Source organism: Alkalicoccobacillus plakortidis (assembly GCF_023703085.1).
In the GTDB taxonomy this organism is placed as follows: domain Bacteria; phylum Bacillota; class Bacilli; order Bacillales; family Bacillaceae_D; genus Alkalicoccobacillus; species Alkalicoccobacillus plakortidis.
Map to the genome: position 1 here is coordinate 207,610 of NZ_JAMQJY010000001.1, position 17,632 is coordinate 225,241.

The 17,632-nt window shown below is 39.7% G+C and carries 22 protein-coding genes and 1 pseudogene; 20 read left to right on the forward strand and 3 right to left on the reverse strand.

Annotated features, from left to right (window positions below; all coding sequences use genetic code 11):
* Position 1 precedes the first annotated feature (1 nt).
* Together NDM98_RS23725 and NDM98_RS23730 are read right to left on the reverse strand one after the other, a co-directional pair.
* Positions 2–385: a DUF421 domain-containing protein gene (locus NDM98_RS23725; RefSeq protein WP_307728586.1), complete on the reverse strand. Its 384-nt coding sequence runs from the start codon at positions 383–385 to the stop codon at positions 2–4.
* Positions 327–701 (reverse strand): DUF421 domain-containing protein, encoded by a 375-nt coding sequence (locus tag NDM98_RS23730; protein ID WP_307728587.1) that lies wholly within the window; start codon positions 699–701, stop codon positions 327–329. Before NDM98_RS23730 ends, NDM98_RS23725 begins: the two co-directional genes overlap by 59 nt.
* A 159-nt stretch (positions 702–860) precedes the next feature.
* Here NDM98_RS23730 and NDM98_RS01245 point away from each other — a divergent pair, with 159 nt between their 5' ends.
* From NDM98_RS01245 to spoVAE, 4 genes are read left to right on the forward strand one after another with little or no spacing between them, the layout of a single operon-like run.
* The gene (locus tag NDM98_RS01245; protein WP_251603613.1) at positions 861–1,292 is read left to right on the forward strand and encodes a hypothetical protein; all 432 of its coding nucleotides are present in this window, start codon (positions 861–863) and stop codon (positions 1,290–1,292) included.
* 8 nt (positions 1,293–1,300) lie between these two features.
* Complete coding sequence (spoVAC, locus tag NDM98_RS01250) at positions 1,301–1,768, forward strand: stage V sporulation protein AC (protein ID WP_251603629.1); 468 nt, start codon at positions 1,301–1,303, stop codon at positions 1,766–1,768.
* The gene (gene spoVAD, locus NDM98_RS01255) at positions 1,769–2,785 is read left to right on the forward strand and encodes a stage V sporulation protein AD (RefSeq protein ID WP_251603632.1); all 1,017 of its coding nucleotides are present in this window, start codon (positions 1,769–1,771) and stop codon (positions 2,783–2,785) included.
* Positions 2,782–3,132: a stage V sporulation protein AE gene (gene spoVAE, locus NDM98_RS01260; protein WP_251603650.1), complete on the forward strand. Its 351-nt coding sequence runs from the start codon at positions 2,782–2,784 to the stop codon at positions 3,130–3,132. Before spoVAD ends, spoVAE begins: the two co-directional genes overlap by 4 nt.
* On the opposite strand, the gene NDM98_RS01265 is transcribed toward spoVAE, so the two are convergent.
* The gene (locus NDM98_RS01265; RefSeq protein ID WP_251603654.1) at positions 3,129–3,851 is read right to left on the reverse strand and encodes a DUF421 domain-containing protein; all 723 of its coding nucleotides are present in this window, start codon (positions 3,849–3,851) and stop codon (positions 3,129–3,131) included. The two genes, spoVAE and NDM98_RS01265, sit on opposite strands and share 4 nt — an antisense overlap.
* Positions 3,852–4,011: 160 nt before the next feature.
* On the opposite strand from NDM98_RS01265, the pseudogene NDM98_RS01270 reads away from it, so the two are divergent.
* The 16 genes and pseudogenes from NDM98_RS01270 to NDM98_RS01340 all read left to right on the forward strand — a co-directional run bounded on the left by NDM98_RS01270 (position 4,012) and on the right by NDM98_RS01340 (position 17,546).
* Positions 4,012–5,147: pseudogene (locus tag NDM98_RS01270) on the forward strand (D-alanyl-D-alanine carboxypeptidase family protein).
* The gene (locus tag NDM98_RS01275; RefSeq protein ID WP_251603657.1) at positions 5,140–5,736 is read left to right on the forward strand and encodes a nucleoside recognition domain-containing protein; all 597 of its coding nucleotides are present in this window, start codon (positions 5,140–5,142) and stop codon (positions 5,734–5,736) included. Before NDM98_RS01270 ends, NDM98_RS01275 begins: the two are co-directional and overlap by 8 nt.
* Complete coding sequence (locus tag NDM98_RS01280; protein WP_251603660.1) at positions 5,733–6,266, forward strand: spore maturation protein; 534 nt, start codon at positions 5,733–5,735, stop codon at positions 6,264–6,266. The genes NDM98_RS01275 and NDM98_RS01280 overlap by 4 nt, the downstream gene beginning before the upstream one ends.
* 365 nt (positions 6,267–6,631) lie before the next feature.
* On the forward strand, positions 6,632–7,360 hold the full coding sequence (locus NDM98_RS01285; protein ID WP_251603662.1) for a pseudouridine synthase: 729 nt from the start codon (positions 6,632–6,634) through the stop codon (positions 7,358–7,360).
* Positions 7,361–7,482: 122 nt separating this feature from the next.
* On the forward strand, positions 7,483–7,611 hold the full coding sequence (locus NDM98_RS23735; protein WP_307728588.1) for a thioredoxin domain-containing protein: 129 nt from the start codon (positions 7,483–7,485) through the stop codon (positions 7,609–7,611).
* The gene (gene resA / locus NDM98_RS01290) at positions 7,583–8,011 is read left to right on the forward strand and encodes a thiol-disulfide oxidoreductase ResA (RefSeq protein ID WP_307728589.1); all 429 of its coding nucleotides are present in this window, start codon (positions 7,583–7,585) and stop codon (positions 8,009–8,011) included. The genes NDM98_RS23735 and resA overlap by 29 nt, the downstream gene beginning before the upstream one ends.
* A gap of 14 nt (positions 8,012–8,025) precedes the next feature.
* Positions 8,026–9,675 (forward strand): cytochrome c biogenesis protein ResB, encoded by a 1,650-nt coding sequence (gene resB, locus NDM98_RS01295; protein ID WP_251603664.1) that lies wholly within the window; start codon positions 8,026–8,028, stop codon positions 9,673–9,675.
* A 2-nt stretch (positions 9,676–9,677) separates the two neighbouring features.
* On the forward strand, positions 9,678–10,865 hold the full coding sequence (ccsB, locus tag NDM98_RS01300; protein WP_251603667.1) for a c-type cytochrome biogenesis protein CcsB: 1,188 nt from the start codon (positions 9,678–9,680) through the stop codon (positions 10,863–10,865).
* An 85-nt stretch (positions 10,866–10,950) separates the two neighbouring features.
* Entirely contained in the window at positions 10,951–11,670 is a 720-nt protein-coding gene (locus NDM98_RS01305; protein WP_251603670.1) for a response regulator transcription factor, read from the forward strand.
* Positions 11,670–13,448, forward strand: a complete 1,779-nt coding sequence (locus NDM98_RS01310) for an ATP-binding protein (protein ID WP_251603673.1) — start codon at positions 11,670–11,672, stop codon at positions 13,446–13,448. Before NDM98_RS01305 ends, NDM98_RS01310 begins: the two co-directional genes overlap by 1 nt.
* Positions 13,449–13,493: 45 nt before the next feature.
* Positions 13,494–14,447: an ABC transporter substrate-binding protein gene (locus tag NDM98_RS01315; protein WP_251603676.1), complete on the forward strand. Its 954-nt coding sequence runs from the start codon at positions 13,494–13,496 to the stop codon at positions 14,445–14,447.
* A gap of 69 nt (positions 14,448–14,516) precedes the next feature.
* Complete coding sequence (locus NDM98_RS01320) at positions 14,517–15,098, forward strand: cob(I)yrinic acid a,c-diamide adenosyltransferase (protein WP_251603694.1); 582 nt, start codon at positions 14,517–14,519, stop codon at positions 15,096–15,098.
* Between the two features lie 57 nt (positions 15,099–15,155).
* Complete coding sequence (locus NDM98_RS01325; protein WP_251603697.1) at positions 15,156–16,082, forward strand: VanW family protein; 927 nt, start codon at positions 15,156–15,158, stop codon at positions 16,080–16,082.
* A 22-nt stretch (positions 16,083–16,104) separates the two neighbouring features.
* Positions 16,105–16,266 (forward strand): hypothetical protein, encoded by a 162-nt coding sequence (locus tag NDM98_RS01330; RefSeq protein WP_251603700.1) that lies wholly within the window; start codon positions 16,105–16,107, stop codon positions 16,264–16,266.
* Between the two features lie 28 nt (positions 16,267–16,294).
* On the forward strand, positions 16,295–16,678 hold the full coding sequence (locus NDM98_RS01335; protein WP_251603703.1) for a hypothetical protein: 384 nt from the start codon (positions 16,295–16,297) through the stop codon (positions 16,676–16,678).
* Positions 16,679–16,772: 94 nt separating this feature from the next.
* Entirely contained in the window at positions 16,773–17,546 is a 774-nt protein-coding gene (locus NDM98_RS01340; protein WP_251603706.1) for a MeeY/MeeF family manganese export membrane protein, read from the forward strand.
* Positions 17,547–17,632: the final 86 nt, after the last annotated feature.

Sequence of the window (17,632 nt, forward strand, 5' to 3'; positions counted from 1 at the left end):
TTTAGGATTGCTGCATTTTTGAGTGAAGCTGAATATAAAGTCCATCAGCTTCAGTCCATTCTGCAAATAAAATATCTTTTGGGTCTGGTGTTCCTTGTCTAGTAATTTCCTCTAACAACCACTTTTCGCTAAGACCTACAGTCTCAATGTTTTTAGGTGATATTTCTCCGTCCAACACAAGCAACAAAGGTAAGGGAACAGTAGTCGGTTTGATATTTAATGACTGATTAGTAGGAGTATCATAGGCATGCTTTTTTAATATCGTTATCTTTCCATCTGTCTCAAGCACCCCATGTTCCACTTCCTTTAATGAAAAAGCCCCTTTATCACGAAGTAAATGCTGGAGTTGATTGAGGTCCAAGCTTGTTTTTTTTGAGTTCCTCATATTTCACTTTTCCTTTATAGATAACGATTGATGGACTACCTTCAAGGACTGATCTTGTTCTTCGGATTTTTTGTGTAAGTAGTTCAATTAAATAAATTAGAGCTCCCCAAATAGCAATTGCACAAAGAACTCTCATTAATCCAACTTCATCATCGTAGATCGCGTTCCCCACCAATTCTCCAACAACTAAAGCTGATACAAAGTCAAAGGGTGAGAGCTGTGACAATTGATTCTTGCCTAGTATTTTAGTTAGTAGTAATAATGCAAAAAAACCTACAACTAGTTCAATGGCAAGTGATCCGTACGTAGAGTTCATCCTAAGTCAAATCCTCTCTTATACTGACTGTTTATTAGTGTTGGCAAAAAAACAGTCACTATCCAAAGAATTAAAAAAGAGAATTTGTAATAAAAATGGTCGTTCTATCTCATCCTAAGTAAATCAATAGAAGCAATAAAAAGGCGAAGGGTGGATGTCATGAAGAGTCGTTCAATGTCCATAATGGTAGTTGTTTTACTTTTATTATCTGGTTGCGGGGGAGCGGATCAAGTCAAACCACTCTCATTTGAAGAGATAGAACCTGTAGAGAGACAAGCGGAAATAGACAGAGCAAAAGAAATCGTACTTGAAATGGAAGAAGTCATTGATGTGAAGGGTGTTCAATTTACTCATCTATTGTTTTTGGCACCAGAGGTTAAGCAATTCGACCGAATGAAGTTGAAGCATATAAGGCAAGACGCATTTAAACGAGTAAAGGATGAGTTCCCTAAGTCAAAGGTTCACGTATCGACGGATAAAAAAATCTACATGGAGTTAGAGAAGATTGAAGAGCAGTTATACAACGGAGATATTACAGCAGAAGATTTAAAGAAAAAATTAATGAAACTTGAAGAAGATATGAAAGGATAGATAATCAAATGGGCTCAAAAAAGCAACTGACACCAGAACAGCAGCAGTATCAGCAATTAGCAAAAAAACATGAGAAAAAAAGACCCGTCTTAATGAATTGTATTCGTGCGTTTCTAGTTGGTGGTTTTATTTGTATCATTGGTCAGGCTATTACAATATTTTTCTATACGTTTTTTGACTTCACGGAAAAAACAGCTGGAAATCCAACTGTTGCCGTTTTAATTTTAATTTCTACATTACTTACAGGCTTTGGTGTATATGATCGCTTTGCGCAGTTTTCTGGGGCCGGAACAGCGGTACCAGTAACTGGATTCGCTAACTCGATTGCCTCTGCTGCAATCGAACACCGTACAGAAGGTTATGTATTGGGCGTAGGCGGAAATATGTTTAAGCTAGCAGGTTCAGTTATTGTATTTGGAACGGTTGCTGCTTTTTTTGTAGCAATCATAAAAACGATCATTCAAGGAGGGCTCTAGATGCTAGTTGGTCAACAGAGCTGGGTATTTGAAAGTAAGCCTATTATTCGCTCTACAGGTGTGATTGGTGGACCGTTTGAAGCGAAGGGTCGTTTAGCAGATGAATTTGATATGACTCATGATAATTTGTGGATGGGGCAAGGCTCATATGAAAAGGCGCAAACGGTTTTAATTGAACAGGCGTGTGAGACAGCGATCCAAAAGAGCGGCTTAAATAAAGAGCAAATCCAATTTATGCTTTCAGGGGACCTAGTCAATCAGCTTACCCCATCAACATTTGCGGGACGTAGCTTAAAGATTCCTTATCTTGGCTTGTTTGGAGCATGCTCAACATCGATGGAAGGTTTGGCAATGGCTGCTTATTTGGTTCATACCAAAGGTGCAAATCATGTAGTGGCCGTCGCTTCGAGTCATAATGCAGCAACTGAAAAGCAGTTCCGTTATCCAACTGAGTATGGTGGACAGAAACCACCAACCTCACAATGGACCGTGACAGCAGCAGGTGCGGCCGTAGTGTCTAATGAGGGAAATGGACCTCGTGTTACCTCAGCAACCATTGGACGTATTGTTGATATGGGACTTTCTGATCCATTTAATATGGGTGGGGCAATGGCTCCGGCTGCTGTTGATACACTAGAGGCGCACTTTCGTGATACGAAAACGAGTCCAGAAGATTATGATCTAATTGTTAGTGGTGATCTAGGGGAGATTGGGCTAGCAATCGCTAAAGAATTATGTGAGCAAAAAGGAATACAGTTAAAAGAGAATCAATTTAAAGATTGTGGACTTATGATCTACCGAGAAGGTCAGCCGGTTCTTGCTGGAGCAAGTGGACCTGGATGTTCAGCTGTCGTTACATATGGACATCTATTAAATCGTATGAAACGAGGAGAACTGAAACGAATTCTTGTGATTGCGACGGGTGCCTTATTATCACCTCTATCGTTTCAGCAAAAAGAATCGATTCCATGTATTGCCCATGCTGTTTCTATCGAAGCTGCGGAGGTGAGAGCATGATTTTTCTTTGGGCTTTTCTTGTTGGAGGCTTAATCTGTGTGATTGGTCAGTTATTAATGGATGTATGTGGATTAACTCCTGCCCATACGATGTCTGCGTTAGTTGTGAGTGGAGCAGTCTTAAATGGATTTGGTATTTACGATCGTTTAATTGATTTTGCTGGTGCAGGTGTAACTGTACCTATTACAAGCTTTGGGAACTCATTAGTAACAGGAGCCATGAATGAAGTAGCTCAAAATGGTATTATTGGTGTGTTGACTGGAATATTTGAAGTCACAAGTGCAGGTATTTCAGCGGCCATTATATTTGGTTTTTTAGCTTCCCTTGTTTTTAAACCAAAAGGTTAATGTTGGATCGATTCATAGCGCCGATCCTCTGTATTATAGGCAAGGTGCAAATCGCAAGCTGAATTGATTGTACACAAGAAAATAGAAGTATAGGACTGTATACCCTTCTGGCTAAGTTTATCTAGGAGGGTTTTTCGATTTAGCTGTATGCTTTTTAAAATCTCCTCTTGAATAACTCCCTCTATGATGACTGGGTATGATAGTCCACCTGTCTTTTTAATGAGTCCTAAATCCTCCATAGCTGGTGTTTGTTTTGACGCTTTTTTATATAAGCTTAGTTCACCACTAGCTTCAATAATTCCAAGATGAACATCATTAATATCGAATACATCTTTTTCTCGCAACATTTCTAAGATGTTATCAAGAGAATAACGGATGCTTTTTAAGTTTTTAACTAATATTTCACCGTTTCTGATCACAACGGTTGGTTCAAATGTAATCCATTTTCCGAATTTTCTGTTGCTGATAGCGAGCCTTGAAACAAGAACTTGGAATAGGCAAATGCATATGATGGCAAATCCAGTAGGAAGGTGCTTCACGTTAGGATCTGCAATATCTGCACCTACAACTGAAGCAAGTGAAATAATAATGAGGAAATCAAAAATGGGTAGTTCACCTATTGACCGTTTTCCCATATACATCGTCATAGCGAGCAGTAATGGGAAAATGGTTACAATTCTCCCGAGTATTAGAGCTAAATTCTTTAGTTCCTCTAACATTTTTGGTAACTCTCCCTTTTTTACTAGCTAGTCTAAACAATAAGCACTTACTCTAAACAATTGAGCACTCGCTTCGTCATAAAAAAGGTTGTCCTGCATAGATATGGTGATAAGAAGTCAGGGGACAATCCTGCAAAACAGGAACGAGGCGAGGAGATAGATGATCAGGAAATTAATTCAACTGCTGGTCTGTGTAGTACTTATTGGCGGGATTTTCACATCTCAGGTCAGTTATGCCCAACCGAATATTGGCGTTTCAGCACAGGCAGCTGTCCTAATGGAACAATCTACTGGCAGAATTCTGTATGGGAAAAATGAACATGAACCGATGCGTATAGCAAGTATAACCAAAATCATGACGGCCATATTAGCCATTGAATCCGGCCAATTAAATGAAACAGTAACGGTTTCGGACCAAGCTTTTGGTACAGAAGGATCGTCCTTATATCTTCAAGCTGGGAAAAAGTTCGGTTAGATGATTTGGTTTATGGACTGATGATGCGCAGTGGAAACGATGCGGCTGTGGCCATTGCTGAACATGTTGGTGGCAGTCTAGACGGTTTTGTTTTATTAATGAATCAAAAAGCAGAAGAAATTGGAATGGATCATACTCTATTCGAAAATCCCCACGGTTTAGATGACCATGAAAATCATCGTTCAAGTGCCTATGATATGGCTCTACTTACACAGTACGCCATGATGAATGACACATTTAAAACGATCTCTGGAACAAGTGATTATCGGACAAAAGAAGGGCAAATTCGAGTCTTTCATAACAAAAATAAGCTGCTTACTCAACTATATAAGTATTCTACTGGTGGGAAAACGGGGTATACCAAATTAGCGCATCGTACATTGGTTTCCACAGCTAGTAAAAATGATCTGGATCTGATTGTAGTGACACTTGATGCTTCAAGTGATTGGGACGATCATATGAATTTATTTAACTGGGCTTTTGATCAAGTCAAACTCCAAGAGGTTGTGAAGGAAGGGGCCATTTCTGAAGTAGAGGATGAGTATTATAAGGGCCGGGTTTTCTCAAGGCAATCTTATTTTTATCCAATTCAAAAGAATGAATGGAATAAGCTAAATCAGGACATCACGTTACTGAAACCACCTGTTATGGATGAACAGATCGATGAACCGGTGGGGAAGCTTACCGTGAAAATTGATCAAAAAATAGTTGCTAGCGTTCCTTTATATTACGAACCGCCAACAGAGCAAGAAAAGCAATCGTTTTGGCAAAGACTGTTTGGTGTCATTTCCATTGTAGTGGGGGTCTCTCAAAATGATTAATAAAATATGGGTATCAATGTTTCTGATTGGTCTTTTATTTGCTGCTTGGAATGGAACAATGGACAAGGTGAACGCTGCTATATTTTCAGGGGCAAAAGAAGGTGTAGCCATTTGTTTAGGTTTAATTAGTATACTTGCATTTTGGTTAGGCTTAATGAAAATTGCAGAGGTCTCTGGTCTTTTGGGTTCATTTGCAAAGTTGTTGCGTCCAATTGCTACAAAAATCTTTCCTGAGGTACCGGCAAATCATCCTGCTATGGGATACATTTTAAGTAATGTGACCGCCAATATGTTTGGGTTAGGTAATGCTGCTACACCAATGGGAATTAAAGCGATGGAACAATTAAAGCAGCTTAATCAAAATCGCGACTCAGCTAGTAGGTCGATGGTAACGTTACTCGCTTTGAATACGGCATGTATTACGTTTATTCCAACAACCGTCATTTCGATCAGAATGAGTTATGGTTCTGCTTCTCCTACAGATATAGTGGGTCCGACAATTATGGCTTCTGCTTGTGCGTTTATGGGGGCGATTATCATTGACCGGCTGTTTTATGCTAGACAAATAAGAAAGCAAAGAAGAATATGAATTGGTTAACCGAGCTGTCGATCTGGTTTATCCCTTTTTTAATTGGCGGCATTTTAGTATATGGAACGATCAAAAAAGTACCCACTTATGAAACGTTTGTAGAGGGTGCCAAAGAAGGCTTCGGAATGGCCGTATCCATTATCCCTTATTTAGTTGGAATGATGGTTGCCATCTCCGTTTTTCGTGCCTCTGGCGCATTAGACTTTATTATGAGTTCTTTATCACCGTTTTTTTACGCCATTGGTGTACCAGCAGAAGTAGTTCCACTCGCTCTCTTACGCCCCATTTCCGGAACAGGTGCCCTTGCATTAATGAGTGATCTAATAGCTACTCACGGACCCGATTCCTTTATCGGACGCGTAGCCGCCACCATGCAAGGTAGTACGGACACTACTTTCTATATTTTGACAGTCTACTTCGGAGCAGTTGGAGTCAAAAAAATGGGCGACGCCTTAAAAGTCGGTCTACTTGCCGATGCAGTAGGTATCATAGCCTCCATTGTTATCATTACGATATTATTTCATGGATAAAACTGACATACACACCGCAGTGAGAAAGGTGGCCACTGAAAAAGTCAGCTAGAAATAAGCTCATGAGCACCGCACCAGGAGAAACATCCGCTACTGTTCTGATCAACCAAACGGAGAACGTTCCTTATTAAGGATAGTCGTCATTTGGGTCTGCCTCCAACAGGAGGAGATGGCAGGTGGAAATCCACTGGCACAGGCGGTTAGTTCCACGCCCGCCTGACGAGACTTGCCTGCATCCCAGGAGCAATAACGCTCTACCTACATTTCCTCACCACCCCGAGTCCTCCAAAAGAGGCTCTTTTTTTTTCGACAAATCTTGTTTATTGACGTACACAGCGTTATGATGGTACGTGAGGTGAAGGATAATGGAACGGTTACAAAAAGTGATAGCCCATGCAGGCATCGCATCACGACGCAAGGCAGAAGAATTAATCCTGCAAGGACGGGTGACAGTGAACGGAAAACCCGTGACTGAACTGGGCGTCAAAGTACAAGCAAATCGAGACAAAATTGAAGTTGATGGAGTGCCAATTGATAAAGAGGAACCTGTTTATTTCTTGTTGTACAAGCCAAGTGGCGTTATTTCAAGTGTCAGTGACGATCGAGATCGGACAGTTGTTACAGATTTTCTCCATGTTGAACAGCGTGTATTTCCTGTTGGACGACTAGACTATGAAACATCAGGACTAATCCTGCTAACAAATGACGGCGAATTCGCTAACTTATTAATGCACCCGCGTCATACCATTAATAAGGTCTATGTGGCAAAAGTAGAAGGTATCCCGAGTAAAGAAAGCCTGAAACAGCTTGAACGAGGTGTCATGCTTGAAGATGGAAAAACGGCTCCAGCTCAAGTCAAACTCATGACAGTTGATAAGAAAAAGAACACTGCCATTGTTCGATTAAGCATTCATGAAGGGCGTAATCGCCAAGTTCGTCGTATGTTTGAAGCAGTAGGACATCAAGTACGAAAGCTTAAGCGTGAAGAATATAGTTTCCTGACTTTAAAGGGAATGAACCCAGGTGATGTAAGACCACTTAAACCAATTGAAGTGAAACATTTACGCGAGTTGGCTGTCACGAAACCGTCATAAAACCAAAAGTACAGGCGCGTGTAGTGACGTTATACTAGAAACAGGCTGGTTATCTAGCCTGTTTTATCTAATCATATGATGATATTATACTTGGCGTTATGTAGGGTAGAGGAGGTAGCACCTTGAAAAGAAAACGGCTAATTATGAGAACGCTTATACTTACAGCAATTGCTGTGGCTGTTGCCTTGACTTTATATTTTAACTATTTTAAGGATCATAGTGTTGCTCAAGCTTGGAAACGCGACGATTGATTTTTCTTTAGAGGACCTAGCAGGTGACAAGCATCAGCTATCAGACTATGAAGGACAAGGTGTCATGCTTAATTTTTGGGGTACATACTGTGCACCATGTGAAAGAGAAATGCCTTATATGGAATCACTGTATCAAGAATACAGCAATAAAGGTGTAGAAATACTTGCTGTTAATGTAAATGAAGCACCACTTGCAGTTAATACATTTGTGAACCGTTATGATCTTAGTTTTCCAATTTTATTAGATAGAGGCATGGATGTAACCGGTGCATACGGAGTTCGTCCGCTTCCAACCACTATCCTCATAAATGAAAGCGGTATGATTACAAAGGTTCATCAAGGTGAAATGACAGAAACCATGATCGATGAATTTCTTGAATCCATTGTGCCAGAAGAGTAAGCGAGGTGTTGAAAATGGAAAACGTACGTTGTGAATGTGGACAATCAAATTCTGAAGGTACGCTAATCTGCCAAAGATGTGGGAAACCTCTTGAACAACAGGAAGCAGAAGCGTCATTACTAAATATGCGATATGAAGGAGCAGCACGTCGCTCCATAACCTATAGACGTACAATTATAGATAAGATCTGGGTGTTTTTTTCTTCTGTAAAAGTCGGGATATGGATATTAGTCATTCTTCTTTTGGCTTCAGCCTTAGGTAGTGTGTTTCCTCAGGAAGTATTTATTCCACCTGATCAGAATGCGTCTGTTTATTATAAACAAGAATATGGATTTTTAGGACAATTATATTACGATTTAGGGTTTCATAATTTATATGGTTCATGGTGGTACATGCTCCTGCTAGCTTCACTTGGAATCTCATTAATTATCGCAAGTCTAGATCGAGTTGTACCGTTGTATAAATCATTATCAAAACAACGTATTACTAGACATCCTATGTTTTTAAAAAAACAACGGGTCTTTTCAAAGACTGCTGCCGAATCATCAGAGCAAGACCACATGATTCAAGTGTTTAAAGCAAACCTAACAAAAAAGCATTACAAGATTAGAGAAGAAAATGGCAACCTGTTGGCCGAAAAAAATCGATTTGCTAGATGGGGACCATATGTAAACCATGTAGGCATAATTATTTTTCTTATTGGCTGTATGCTGCGATATTTTCCGGGAATGTATGTAGATGAAACGATGTGGGTACGAGAGGGAGAAGAAGCAAAAGTACCTGCAACCGATTCCACATTATACCTACACAATGAACAATTCTTTGTCGAATATTATGATGAGGCAGATCCAACTTTTCAGGATGCACTTGAACGAAATGGCGATCCAGTTGTCAAAACCTTTCAGACTGACGCCGTTTTATTAGAAACAGATGAAACAAACGTTATCGGGCTAGCTGGAGAGAAAAAAGAAGTAGCTAGACATGAGATTCGAGTGAATGAACCATTAACCTATGAAGGTTTATCCTTATATCAAACACAATATAAATTAAACGAACTTAATGAACTATCCTTTACGTTAGAAAATAAAGAGTCAGGTGAAACATATGGTCGAATGGATGTGGATTTGTTTGACCCTGAAGAAGTATATGAGCTTGAAGACGGTTATCGAGTAGAAGTAATGGGCTATTTTCCAGATTATTTTATGAATGATCAGAATCAGCCTGCTACTCGCTCTCGAGTGCCTGATAACCCGTATTTTTTCTTTAAGATGTTCACACCTGAGACACCTGAAGGAGAAGTGAGTTTTGTTGGTATACAAGATAATCGGGAGCCGCTTGGTGAGACCGAGTACAAGATGACATTTGTTGATGTTGTGATGAAAAACGTTAGTATTTTAACGGTTCGAAAAGATTATACCATTCCATTTTTAATCGTTGGTGCTTCTATTTTTATGATTGGTCTGATACAAGGAGCCTATTGGACTCACAGACGAATTTGGTTGCAAAAAGTAGAGGATGAATGGTGGATGGCTGGTCATACAAATAAAAGCTGGATTGCATTGCAGCGAGAGATGTCCTTTGTAACAGAAGGAACAGACCTTCAAAAACCAGTTGATCAATCAGAGAAAAAATCAACAGAGCAGAACCAATCTCAGGAGGGTTAATAATGGCGGCGACAAGTGGGACTTTAATGCTGATCGCCTTTTTTCTTTATCTCGCATCGACAATTGCATTTGCCGTTGCTGTAACAGGGAAAAAATGGCGAAACAAACAAGGGGAAATGAAAGGGAATCAATGGGGACGTTTTGGCTTTATTTTTAGTATTCTCGCATCCATTTGCTCTTTAGGATACTTTGTTATCCGTTGGACCGTTGCGGGACACCCGCCCGTAAGTAATATGTTTGAATATATGACGTTCCTTGGTATTGCCATGGGACTAGCCTTTATTTTAATATTTAGCCTCTACAGAAATAATGTCATTGGCATGTTTACAATGCCAACCGTGATGCTTTTAATTGCGTATGCTTCGTTGTTTCCAAGAGAAGTTGCACCGCTTATTCCGGCTCTACAAAGTAACTGGTTAAAGATTCACGTCATTACCACTGCACTTGGTCAAGGCATCTTAGCCATTGGTTTTGCTGCTGGACTTGTATATCTTATTCGCACAATTGACTATACAAAACCAGGATTAAAAACAGCAGCACTTGAATGGATTATGTATGCGATTACTAGTTTAATTGGTTATATTGGTGTTGGCTATCTTTTTAGAATGTTTAATTACGAAGCGATTTTTACTTACATAAATGAACTAGATGTAGAAGCAGAAATGACTTATACGTTACCTGCATTAGTTGGTCCAAACGAAGGGCAGCTGCTAACAGATGGTCGAATGGATCCTTTATTTAATGTGTGGGCATCTATCCGAAGTGATGACTTAAATACGGTCATTTGGTCGTTTATTTCAGGAGCGGTTGTCTATTTCCTATTGCGCATTGTATTGCGTAAACGAATTGGACATGCGATCCAACCGTTATTAAAGTCGGTTAATCCTGAACAAGTTGATGAAGTCAGCTATCGTGCGATTGCCATTGGCTTCCCTGTGTTTGCATTAGGTGGCCTTGTTTTTGCGATGATTTGGGCGCAAATTGCCTGGACGAGATTTTGGGGTTGGGACCCTAAAGAAGTATGGGCATTAATTACGTTCTTATTTTATGCGGTATATTTACATTTACGATTATCAAATGGATGGCACGGAGAGAAATCAGCATGGCTATGTGTAATCGGATTTGCCATTATTATGTTTAACCTTGTTTTTGTAAACTTGGTGATAGTTGGTCTACATTCTTACGCTTAGGACCACATCAAGTGACTGAAATATCGTAGACATGGTACACTACAGGGTATAGATCTTGTAAGTACTTGAAGGAGGCCCAAGCCTTATGGAACAACATGAAGCCAATATATTAGTAGTAGATGATGAAGAAAGAATCAGACGTTTATTACGCATGTACTTAGAACGAGAGAATTATATTATTGAAGAAGCCGTAAATGGTCAGCAGGCGTTAGAAATGGCTCTGGAATCGGAGTATGACCTCATTCTGTTGGATGTTATGATGCCTGAAATGGATGGCGTTGAAATGTGTCAAGAACTGCGCAAAACAAAAGCAACTCCAGTTATGATGCTGACAGCAAAAGGGGAAGAGGGAAATCGAGTCCAAGGATTTGAAGTGGGTGCTGATGATTATATCGTTAAACCCTTTAGTCCTAGAGAAGTTGTGCTACGAGTAAAAGCATTACTTAGAAGATCATCAACAACTAAGTTTTTGCAAACCGATGTACAAACAAAAGATTTACTCGTTTTTAACCAATTAACCATTGATAATGATGCACATAGAGTGAGCGTTGATGGACAAGATATTGGCTTAACCCCTAAGGAGTATGAGTTATTGTATTATTTGGCTCAATCACCGGATAAGGTGTTTTCACGTGAGCAGTTATTAAAAGACGTATGGAATTATGAGTTTTTTGGTGATCTACGTACAGTTGATACGCATATTAAAAGGCTTAGAGAAAAATTAAATCGAGTATCTGAAGAAACGGCTGCTATGATTGCGACCGTGTGGGGTGTAGGCTATAAATTCGAGGCAGTGAGAGCCTAATGCTGTGGCAAAGTGTAGTTGGAAAGCTTTGGTTTACCATTTTACTTCTGGTATCCGCGGTTCTGGCTATCTTAATGGTTCTGTTGCTTCAGTCACTAGAGCAGTTTAACTTAAAAGAAGCAGAAACTCAGCTGCAAAAACACACGGCAATGGTTGCATCGATTTATGAGGAACAAGGAGATGTTCCTGAGGGTAGGGAAATGATTAGTAATTATGGGGCTAATTTTGATACAAATATCGCTATTTTTGAAGAAGGACAAAAGGTTTGGGGTTCTGAGAATCACCTAGAAGTAATGCTGCCACCATCAATCTTTAGTGAAGATGAAGATCTAAATAAAGTTTTCCGAGACGGTGAAGTGGTCGTTAAAGAAGGTGATTTCTCGTTGCCATCTTCTGATAATGCTGAGATTATGGTTGTTGGAGTTCCCCTTGCTGATCGTTCTGGCGGTGTTTTTATGTATCAAACGTTATCTGCCTTTGAGCAAACGTCTAACGAAACAAGAAGGCTTGTTTATTTGTCTGCAGGTATCGCCATTATCCTTACGACGATTTTTGCTTTTTTCTTATCGTCAAGAGTTACAGCTCCTTTACGCAAGATGCGTCAGGCCGCATTAGAAGTAGCAGAAGGTAATTTCCAAACAAAAGTGCCGATTCTGACACATGATGAAATCGGACAACTTGCCATAGCCTTTAACAGAATGAGACGAGAGCTCAACCGAAATATCGCCGCTCTGAATCAAGAAAAAGAACAGCTTGCTAGGATTCTAAGCAGTATGGCAGATGGTGTTATGACCTTTAACCGTAAAGGCGAAGTTGTCGTTATGAATCCTCCTGCTGAACGTTTCTTTGAAGATTGGCGTTATGAGATGGAGTTCAACACAACCGAGGCGGGCAATCTTCCTCAAGAAATGAATGAACTCTTTCTTAAAGTTGTGGAAGAAGAACATGAAGAGCTGATTGAAATCGTTGTACAAGGTAGAAGTTGGGCTATTCTGATGGCACCTCTATATGATCAAGAGGATGTTAGAGGTACGGTTGCGGTTATCCGCGATATGACTGAAGAACGGCTACACGACAAGCTTAGAAAAGATTTCATCGCAAATGTTTCTCATGAACTGCGTACACCGATCTCCCTGTTACAGGGTTATAGTGAAGCAATCGTAGACGATGTTGCTGGGACAGAAGAAGATCAAAAAGAGATTGCTAAAATTATCTATGATGAATCACTTCGTATGGGCAGATTAGTAAATGAACTACTTGATTTAGCGCGGATGGAAGCAGGGCACACAGAACTAAACAAATCAAATGTTAACATTGAAGATTTTTGTGGACGTGTGATTCGTAAATTCCATGGATATGCAAAGGATGACGGGTTAACGTTATCAACAAATACAGTTGGAGCAAATCCTGAATTATTTATAGATGTCGATCGTATGGAACAAGTACTTACTAACCTTCTCCACAATGCGATTAGGCATACGGAACAAGGTGGTACGGTCGCTCTAAACGTTCGTTTACATGCAGATTCTGTCGAGATGGATGTGACGGATACGGGCAGTGGAATAAAAGAAGAGGATCTACCCTTTGTTTTTGAACGTTTTTATAAAGGGGATAAAGCCCGCACAAGAGGACGTTCTGGCACAGGACTTGGCTTAGCTATTGCTAAAAATATCATCGAAGCACACAAAGGAGAGCTATCTGTTCATAGTAGAATGAACAAAGGCACAACGTTTTCGATTGTTCTGCCACGAAAATCAGTCTTTCCTAGCGAAAATTAAAGAAAAATATTGTTTCATACGTAACAGGTGGAGGTTTGGGTTAGATTGAAAAGAAAGATTTTTATCAATGCACTTGTTGTTATCTGTAGTGTTTTAATGATTTCAGGCTGCCAGGATATGCCTGAACAAGAAAGTAATAATGATCAGAGTACAGATGCTACTATATCTGAACACGAAACAAGTTATCCAATAGAACGAACAGATGCTAATGAGCGAAACGTTGTCATTGAGCAAGAACCACAATCAATTGTATCCCTTATTCCAAGCAATACTGAAATTGTCTATGCACTTGGAGCTGGTGATCGAATGGTGGGACGCTCTGAATTTGATGATTATCCTGAAGAAGTTTTGGATATTCAAAGTATTGGTGGCATGGAATTTGATGTAGAGCAAATCATTGAGCTTGAACCAGATATCATACTCGCACATGAATCTGGATCAACTCAGGCAGAACATGCATTTGAACAGCTTGAAAAAGCAGGATATCCCGTTTTTGTTGTTGAGGATGCACAAACAATTGACGCAGTATATGAATCAATTGAAGAAATTGCTGAGCTACTTAATCGACAGACTGAAGCAGAACAGATCATCGAGCAGATGACTACATCATTTGCACAACTAGAGGATATAACAGAAAAAGACTCGGATGAGCAACACTCCGTGTGGGTAGAAATCTCCCCGCAGCCTATTTATGTTGCTGGTAAAGAAACATTTATCGATGAATTATTGCGAGTATCTCATGCGACAAATGCTGCTGAGGACCAAACAGGTTGGGTTGAGATTAGTGAAGAAATTGGAGTGACGTATGATCCTGATGTGATTATTTCCACATATGGTGGAGCTGAATCAATAAGTGAAAAACCGGCGTGGCAGCGTGTTTCTGCTATTCAAAAGGATCGTGTATTTGACATTGATCCAAACCTTGTGAGCCGTCCTGGACCACGATTGGTTGAAGGCGCGTGGCAGCTGGCTGAATTAATCTACCCAGAGGATTTTTAGTATAAGGCTTTTTGACCTGATATAAGGTTAAAAAGCCTTTTTTCCTATAAAATATGAGGAGTGATAAAGATGAAAATCTACACAAAACAAGGCGATACAGGAACAACGTCAATTGTTGGTGGGAGAGTACCAAAACATGACATACAAGTTGAGGTAATCGGAATAATGGATGAATTAAATAGCTATACTGGGCTTGCGATGACAGAAGTAAAGGATCAAGAACTTTATCATGAATTGCTAACCATTCAGCATGAATTATTTGATTGTGGTAGTGATCTTTCCTTTGTCGAATCAAAAAAAGACGTACATTATAAAGTGACGCCTGAGATGACAGAGTGGTTAGAAACTAGAATCGATCACTGGATGTCTATGACACCACCAATTAAACGATTTATCCTTCCTGGAGGCACAAAGGCAGCGGCGTCGTTGCATGTTTGTAGAACGATTACTCGAAAAGCGGAGCGAATGCTGTCAAAGCTACAAGAAGATAAAGGTGGAGTACCAGAGCCTGTACAACGTTATCTTAATCGATTATCCGATTATTTTTTTGCGATAGCTAGAGTAGCAAATCATCTAGAATCAACTACAGATGTTGAATATATTCGTGGAAAAGATGTATTTACGTTCTCTAACGAAGAAAAGAATAAGTAGCTTTCACTCATTAAATTCTCCCCCCTAACATACCTATAGCTGAGGGGGAGAAATAAAATGTATAAATCGTATGTGCTCATGACGGTATGGATCATGTCGATTAGTGTATTAATCGCATGTCAATCAGATCCTGCTCAAATCAGCAAACCACTACCAAAAAGAGAAAATTATGAACGAACTACTAAAGAGCGACTCGTATGGGATCAGCTGGAGTTAATTGATCACAAACAACAAACGGAAACTATTCAATTATCTGACCTTGGTTTTTCAGAAACAGATCTGTCCACAGAATTAGACTCAGAAACGGTTACAGCCTTTGCTTCAGAGTTAGCAGCCGACATAGATACACCTATGAGGAATCCAAGTTTCAATGAAAAAGGTGAGGAGATCAAAGGAGAAAATCGTGTCATTTTGGCTGAAGATGAATTGATAAACCAACTTTATTCTCTTACACCTCGAAACAAGAAGCTCCAATTACCCATTTATGAAACAGAACCAACAGTCACTAAGGAACAGCTTAACGGAATAGATGAGTTTGAGCGAGCAAGCTTTCGTACATATTTTGATTCATCGGTAAACGGGCGGGTGAACAATATTCAACAATCCGCAGACGCAATCAATCATTATGTACTTGGTCCAGGTGATCAATTTTCATTTAATAAAGTAGTAGGGGAACGGACAAAAGAACGTGGATATGAAGAGGCATTAGAAATTGTAAACAAGGAATTTGTTTTAGGAATTGGTGGGGGCATTTGCCAAACTTCATCAACGTTGTTTAATGCAATTGAAGCAGCTGGTTTAGATATTGTGCACAGATATACACATTCAAGAGAAGTCGGTTATGTTCCAGCAGGAAGAGATGCAACTGTTTCTTGGGGAGGACCTGATTTTGTTTTCCAGAACTCATTAGAGCAACCAGTTATGATACGAACAGAAGTTAATCAAGGTGAACTAGTCGTAAAAGTATTGTCACATACTCCATAACGCAAAGGATTGGGAGGCTTACATGGTTGATTATATAAGAAGAGTTTGTATAGCTCTTGTATTGGCTTTTTTTATTGGTGTATTATTTTTGGGGGCACAAACGGTAAACGCCAAAGAACTAGAGACGCAGGATAGCCAAATAGTGAGCCAACTGGCTTTTTCTTATGATAAACTGTATATATAGACTGTGATTTAAGAAAGGTTTTCGTTCCATGACAGATGAACGTTTAAAAGCTGAACTACTTTCGTGGTTTAATCAGCAAATGGATTTATCGAGTGCGCAAGTTGATATTGTGGATGGCTTTGTTTTTATGCTTAAAAAAATTGGTTCACAGTCAAACCTGAGAATTGTGGGGAGCTCAACGCTACATCCGAGGTTTTGGAAGGCTCACTACCGGGCATTTGGCTATCGGCTACGTACAAAAGCAGATCAGCACGCGGCTAAACAAATGCACGAATTCTATATACGAGTGGCACTAACTGACGGTTTTATTTCTTTTGAAGAAAAAAAGGTGAGTGTAACTGCAAAAGGAATCGAGTATTTATCGCAACAAAAAGAACAACAGCTTGAGCAAATCTTAACCCATATCTGGTAATGAATAGACCCGTTAAAGAAGCGCAAACTAATCCAATCAAATAACAAAAGGACTAATAAAAAAGTTCTATTGTTTGGTTGGGGGTACACATAGTATGGATACCGCAGTTTTACTTGAATACGCATGGGTACTATTAGTTTTGATTGGTCTTGAAGGGGTACTCGCGGCTGATAATGCTGTTGTATTAGCAATGGTTATAAGGCATTTGCCTGAAGAACAACGCAAAAAAGCATTGTTTTACGGATTGGCGGGTGCGTTTGTTTTCAGGTTTGCGTCGTTATTCCTCATTTCGTACCTTATTGATGTTTGGCAAATTCAGGCGATCGGTGCAATCTATCTTCTATATTTGTCCTTGCATTATATTTGGAGGAAATTTATTTTACACAAAACAAAATCGGCAAAGTCAGTAAAAGCACCAGCTAGCTTTTGGAAAACTGTTTTAAAAGTAGAGTTAGCCGATTTTGCATTTGCTGTGGATTCTATTTTAGCAGCTGTCGCTTTGGCAATGACCTTACCTGAGACTGCGCTACCTACAATTGGCCAAATGGATGGCGGGCAGTTTATTGTGGTGCTATTAGGTGGAATTGTTGGGATTGTAATCATGAGATTTGCTGCGAGTAAGTTTGTCAGCTTACTTGAAAAACGGCCAAACTTGGAAACGGGTGCTTATATTATTGTAGGTTGGGTCGGGGTTAAACTCGCAGTTTTTACAATAAGTCATCCGGACCTCGGAATCCTTCCAGAACATTTTCCTGAGTCTACACCATGGAAGCTCATATTTTGGAGTGTATTAGTTTTAATCATAATTATAAGCTGGATCGCATCAGGCAAGGGGAAGAAGCCGGAACAGGAACACTCGATAACATAGACAAATTAAAAAGGCGAACAATCCTTAGGAAGGATCGTTCGCCTTTTTGTTTTATAGAGATTGTTTAGATCATGATACTCTCAATT

Coding starts and splice junctions, on each gene's coding strand:
- NDM98_RS23725 (WP_307728586.1), bottom strand. CDS start 385: ATGAGGAACTCAAAAAAAACAAGCTTGGACCTCAATCAACTCCAGCAT.
- NDM98_RS23730 (WP_307728587.1), bottom strand. CDS start 701: ATGAACTCTACGTACGGATCACTTGCCATTGAACTAGTTGTAGGTTTT.
- NDM98_RS01245 (WP_251603613.1), top strand. CDS start 861: ATGAAGAGTCGTTCAATGTCCATAATGGTAGTTGTTTTACTTTTATTA.
- spoVAC (WP_251603629.1), top strand. CDS start 1,301: ATGGGCTCAAAAAAGCAACTGACACCAGAACAGCAGCAGTATCAGCAA.
- spoVAD (WP_251603632.1), top strand. CDS start 1,769: ATGCTAGTTGGTCAACAGAGCTGGGTATTTGAAAGTAAGCCTATTATT.
- spoVAE (WP_251603650.1), top strand. CDS start 2,782: ATGATTTTTCTTTGGGCTTTTCTTGTTGGAGGCTTAATCTGTGTGATT.
- NDM98_RS01265 (WP_251603654.1), bottom strand. CDS start 3,851: ATGTTAGAGGAACTAAAGAATTTAGCTCTAATACTCGGGAGAATTGTA.
- NDM98_RS01275 (WP_251603657.1), top strand. CDS start 5,140: ATGATTAATAAAATATGGGTATCAATGTTTCTGATTGGTCTTTTATTT.
- NDM98_RS01280 (WP_251603660.1), top strand. CDS start 5,733: ATGAATTGGTTAACCGAGCTGTCGATCTGGTTTATCCCTTTTTTAATT.
- NDM98_RS01285 (WP_251603662.1), top strand. CDS start 6,632: ATGGAACGGTTACAAAAAGTGATAGCCCATGCAGGCATCGCATCACGA.
- resB (WP_251603664.1), top strand. CDS start 8,026: ATGGAAAACGTACGTTGTGAATGTGGACAATCAAATTCTGAAGGTACG.
- ccsB (WP_251603667.1), top strand. CDS start 9,678: ATGGCGGCGACAAGTGGGACTTTAATGCTGATCGCCTTTTTTCTTTAT.
- NDM98_RS01305 (WP_251603670.1), top strand. CDS start 10,951: ATGGAACAACATGAAGCCAATATATTAGTAGTAGATGATGAAGAAAGA.
- NDM98_RS01310 (WP_251603673.1), top strand. CDS start 11,670: ATGCTGTGGCAAAGTGTAGTTGGAAAGCTTTGGTTTACCATTTTACTT.
- NDM98_RS01320 (WP_251603694.1), top strand. CDS start 14,517: ATGAAAATCTACACAAAACAAGGCGATACAGGAACAACGTCAATTGTT.
- NDM98_RS01325 (WP_251603697.1), top strand. CDS start 15,156: ATGTATAAATCGTATGTGCTCATGACGGTATGGATCATGTCGATTAGT.
- NDM98_RS01330 (WP_251603700.1), top strand. CDS start 16,105: ATGGTTGATTATATAAGAAGAGTTTGTATAGCTCTTGTATTGGCTTTT.
- NDM98_RS01335 (WP_251603703.1), top strand. CDS start 16,295: ATGACAGATGAACGTTTAAAAGCTGAACTACTTTCGTGGTTTAATCAG.
- NDM98_RS01340 (WP_251603706.1), top strand. CDS start 16,773: ATGGATACCGCAGTTTTACTTGAATACGCATGGGTACTATTAGTTTTG.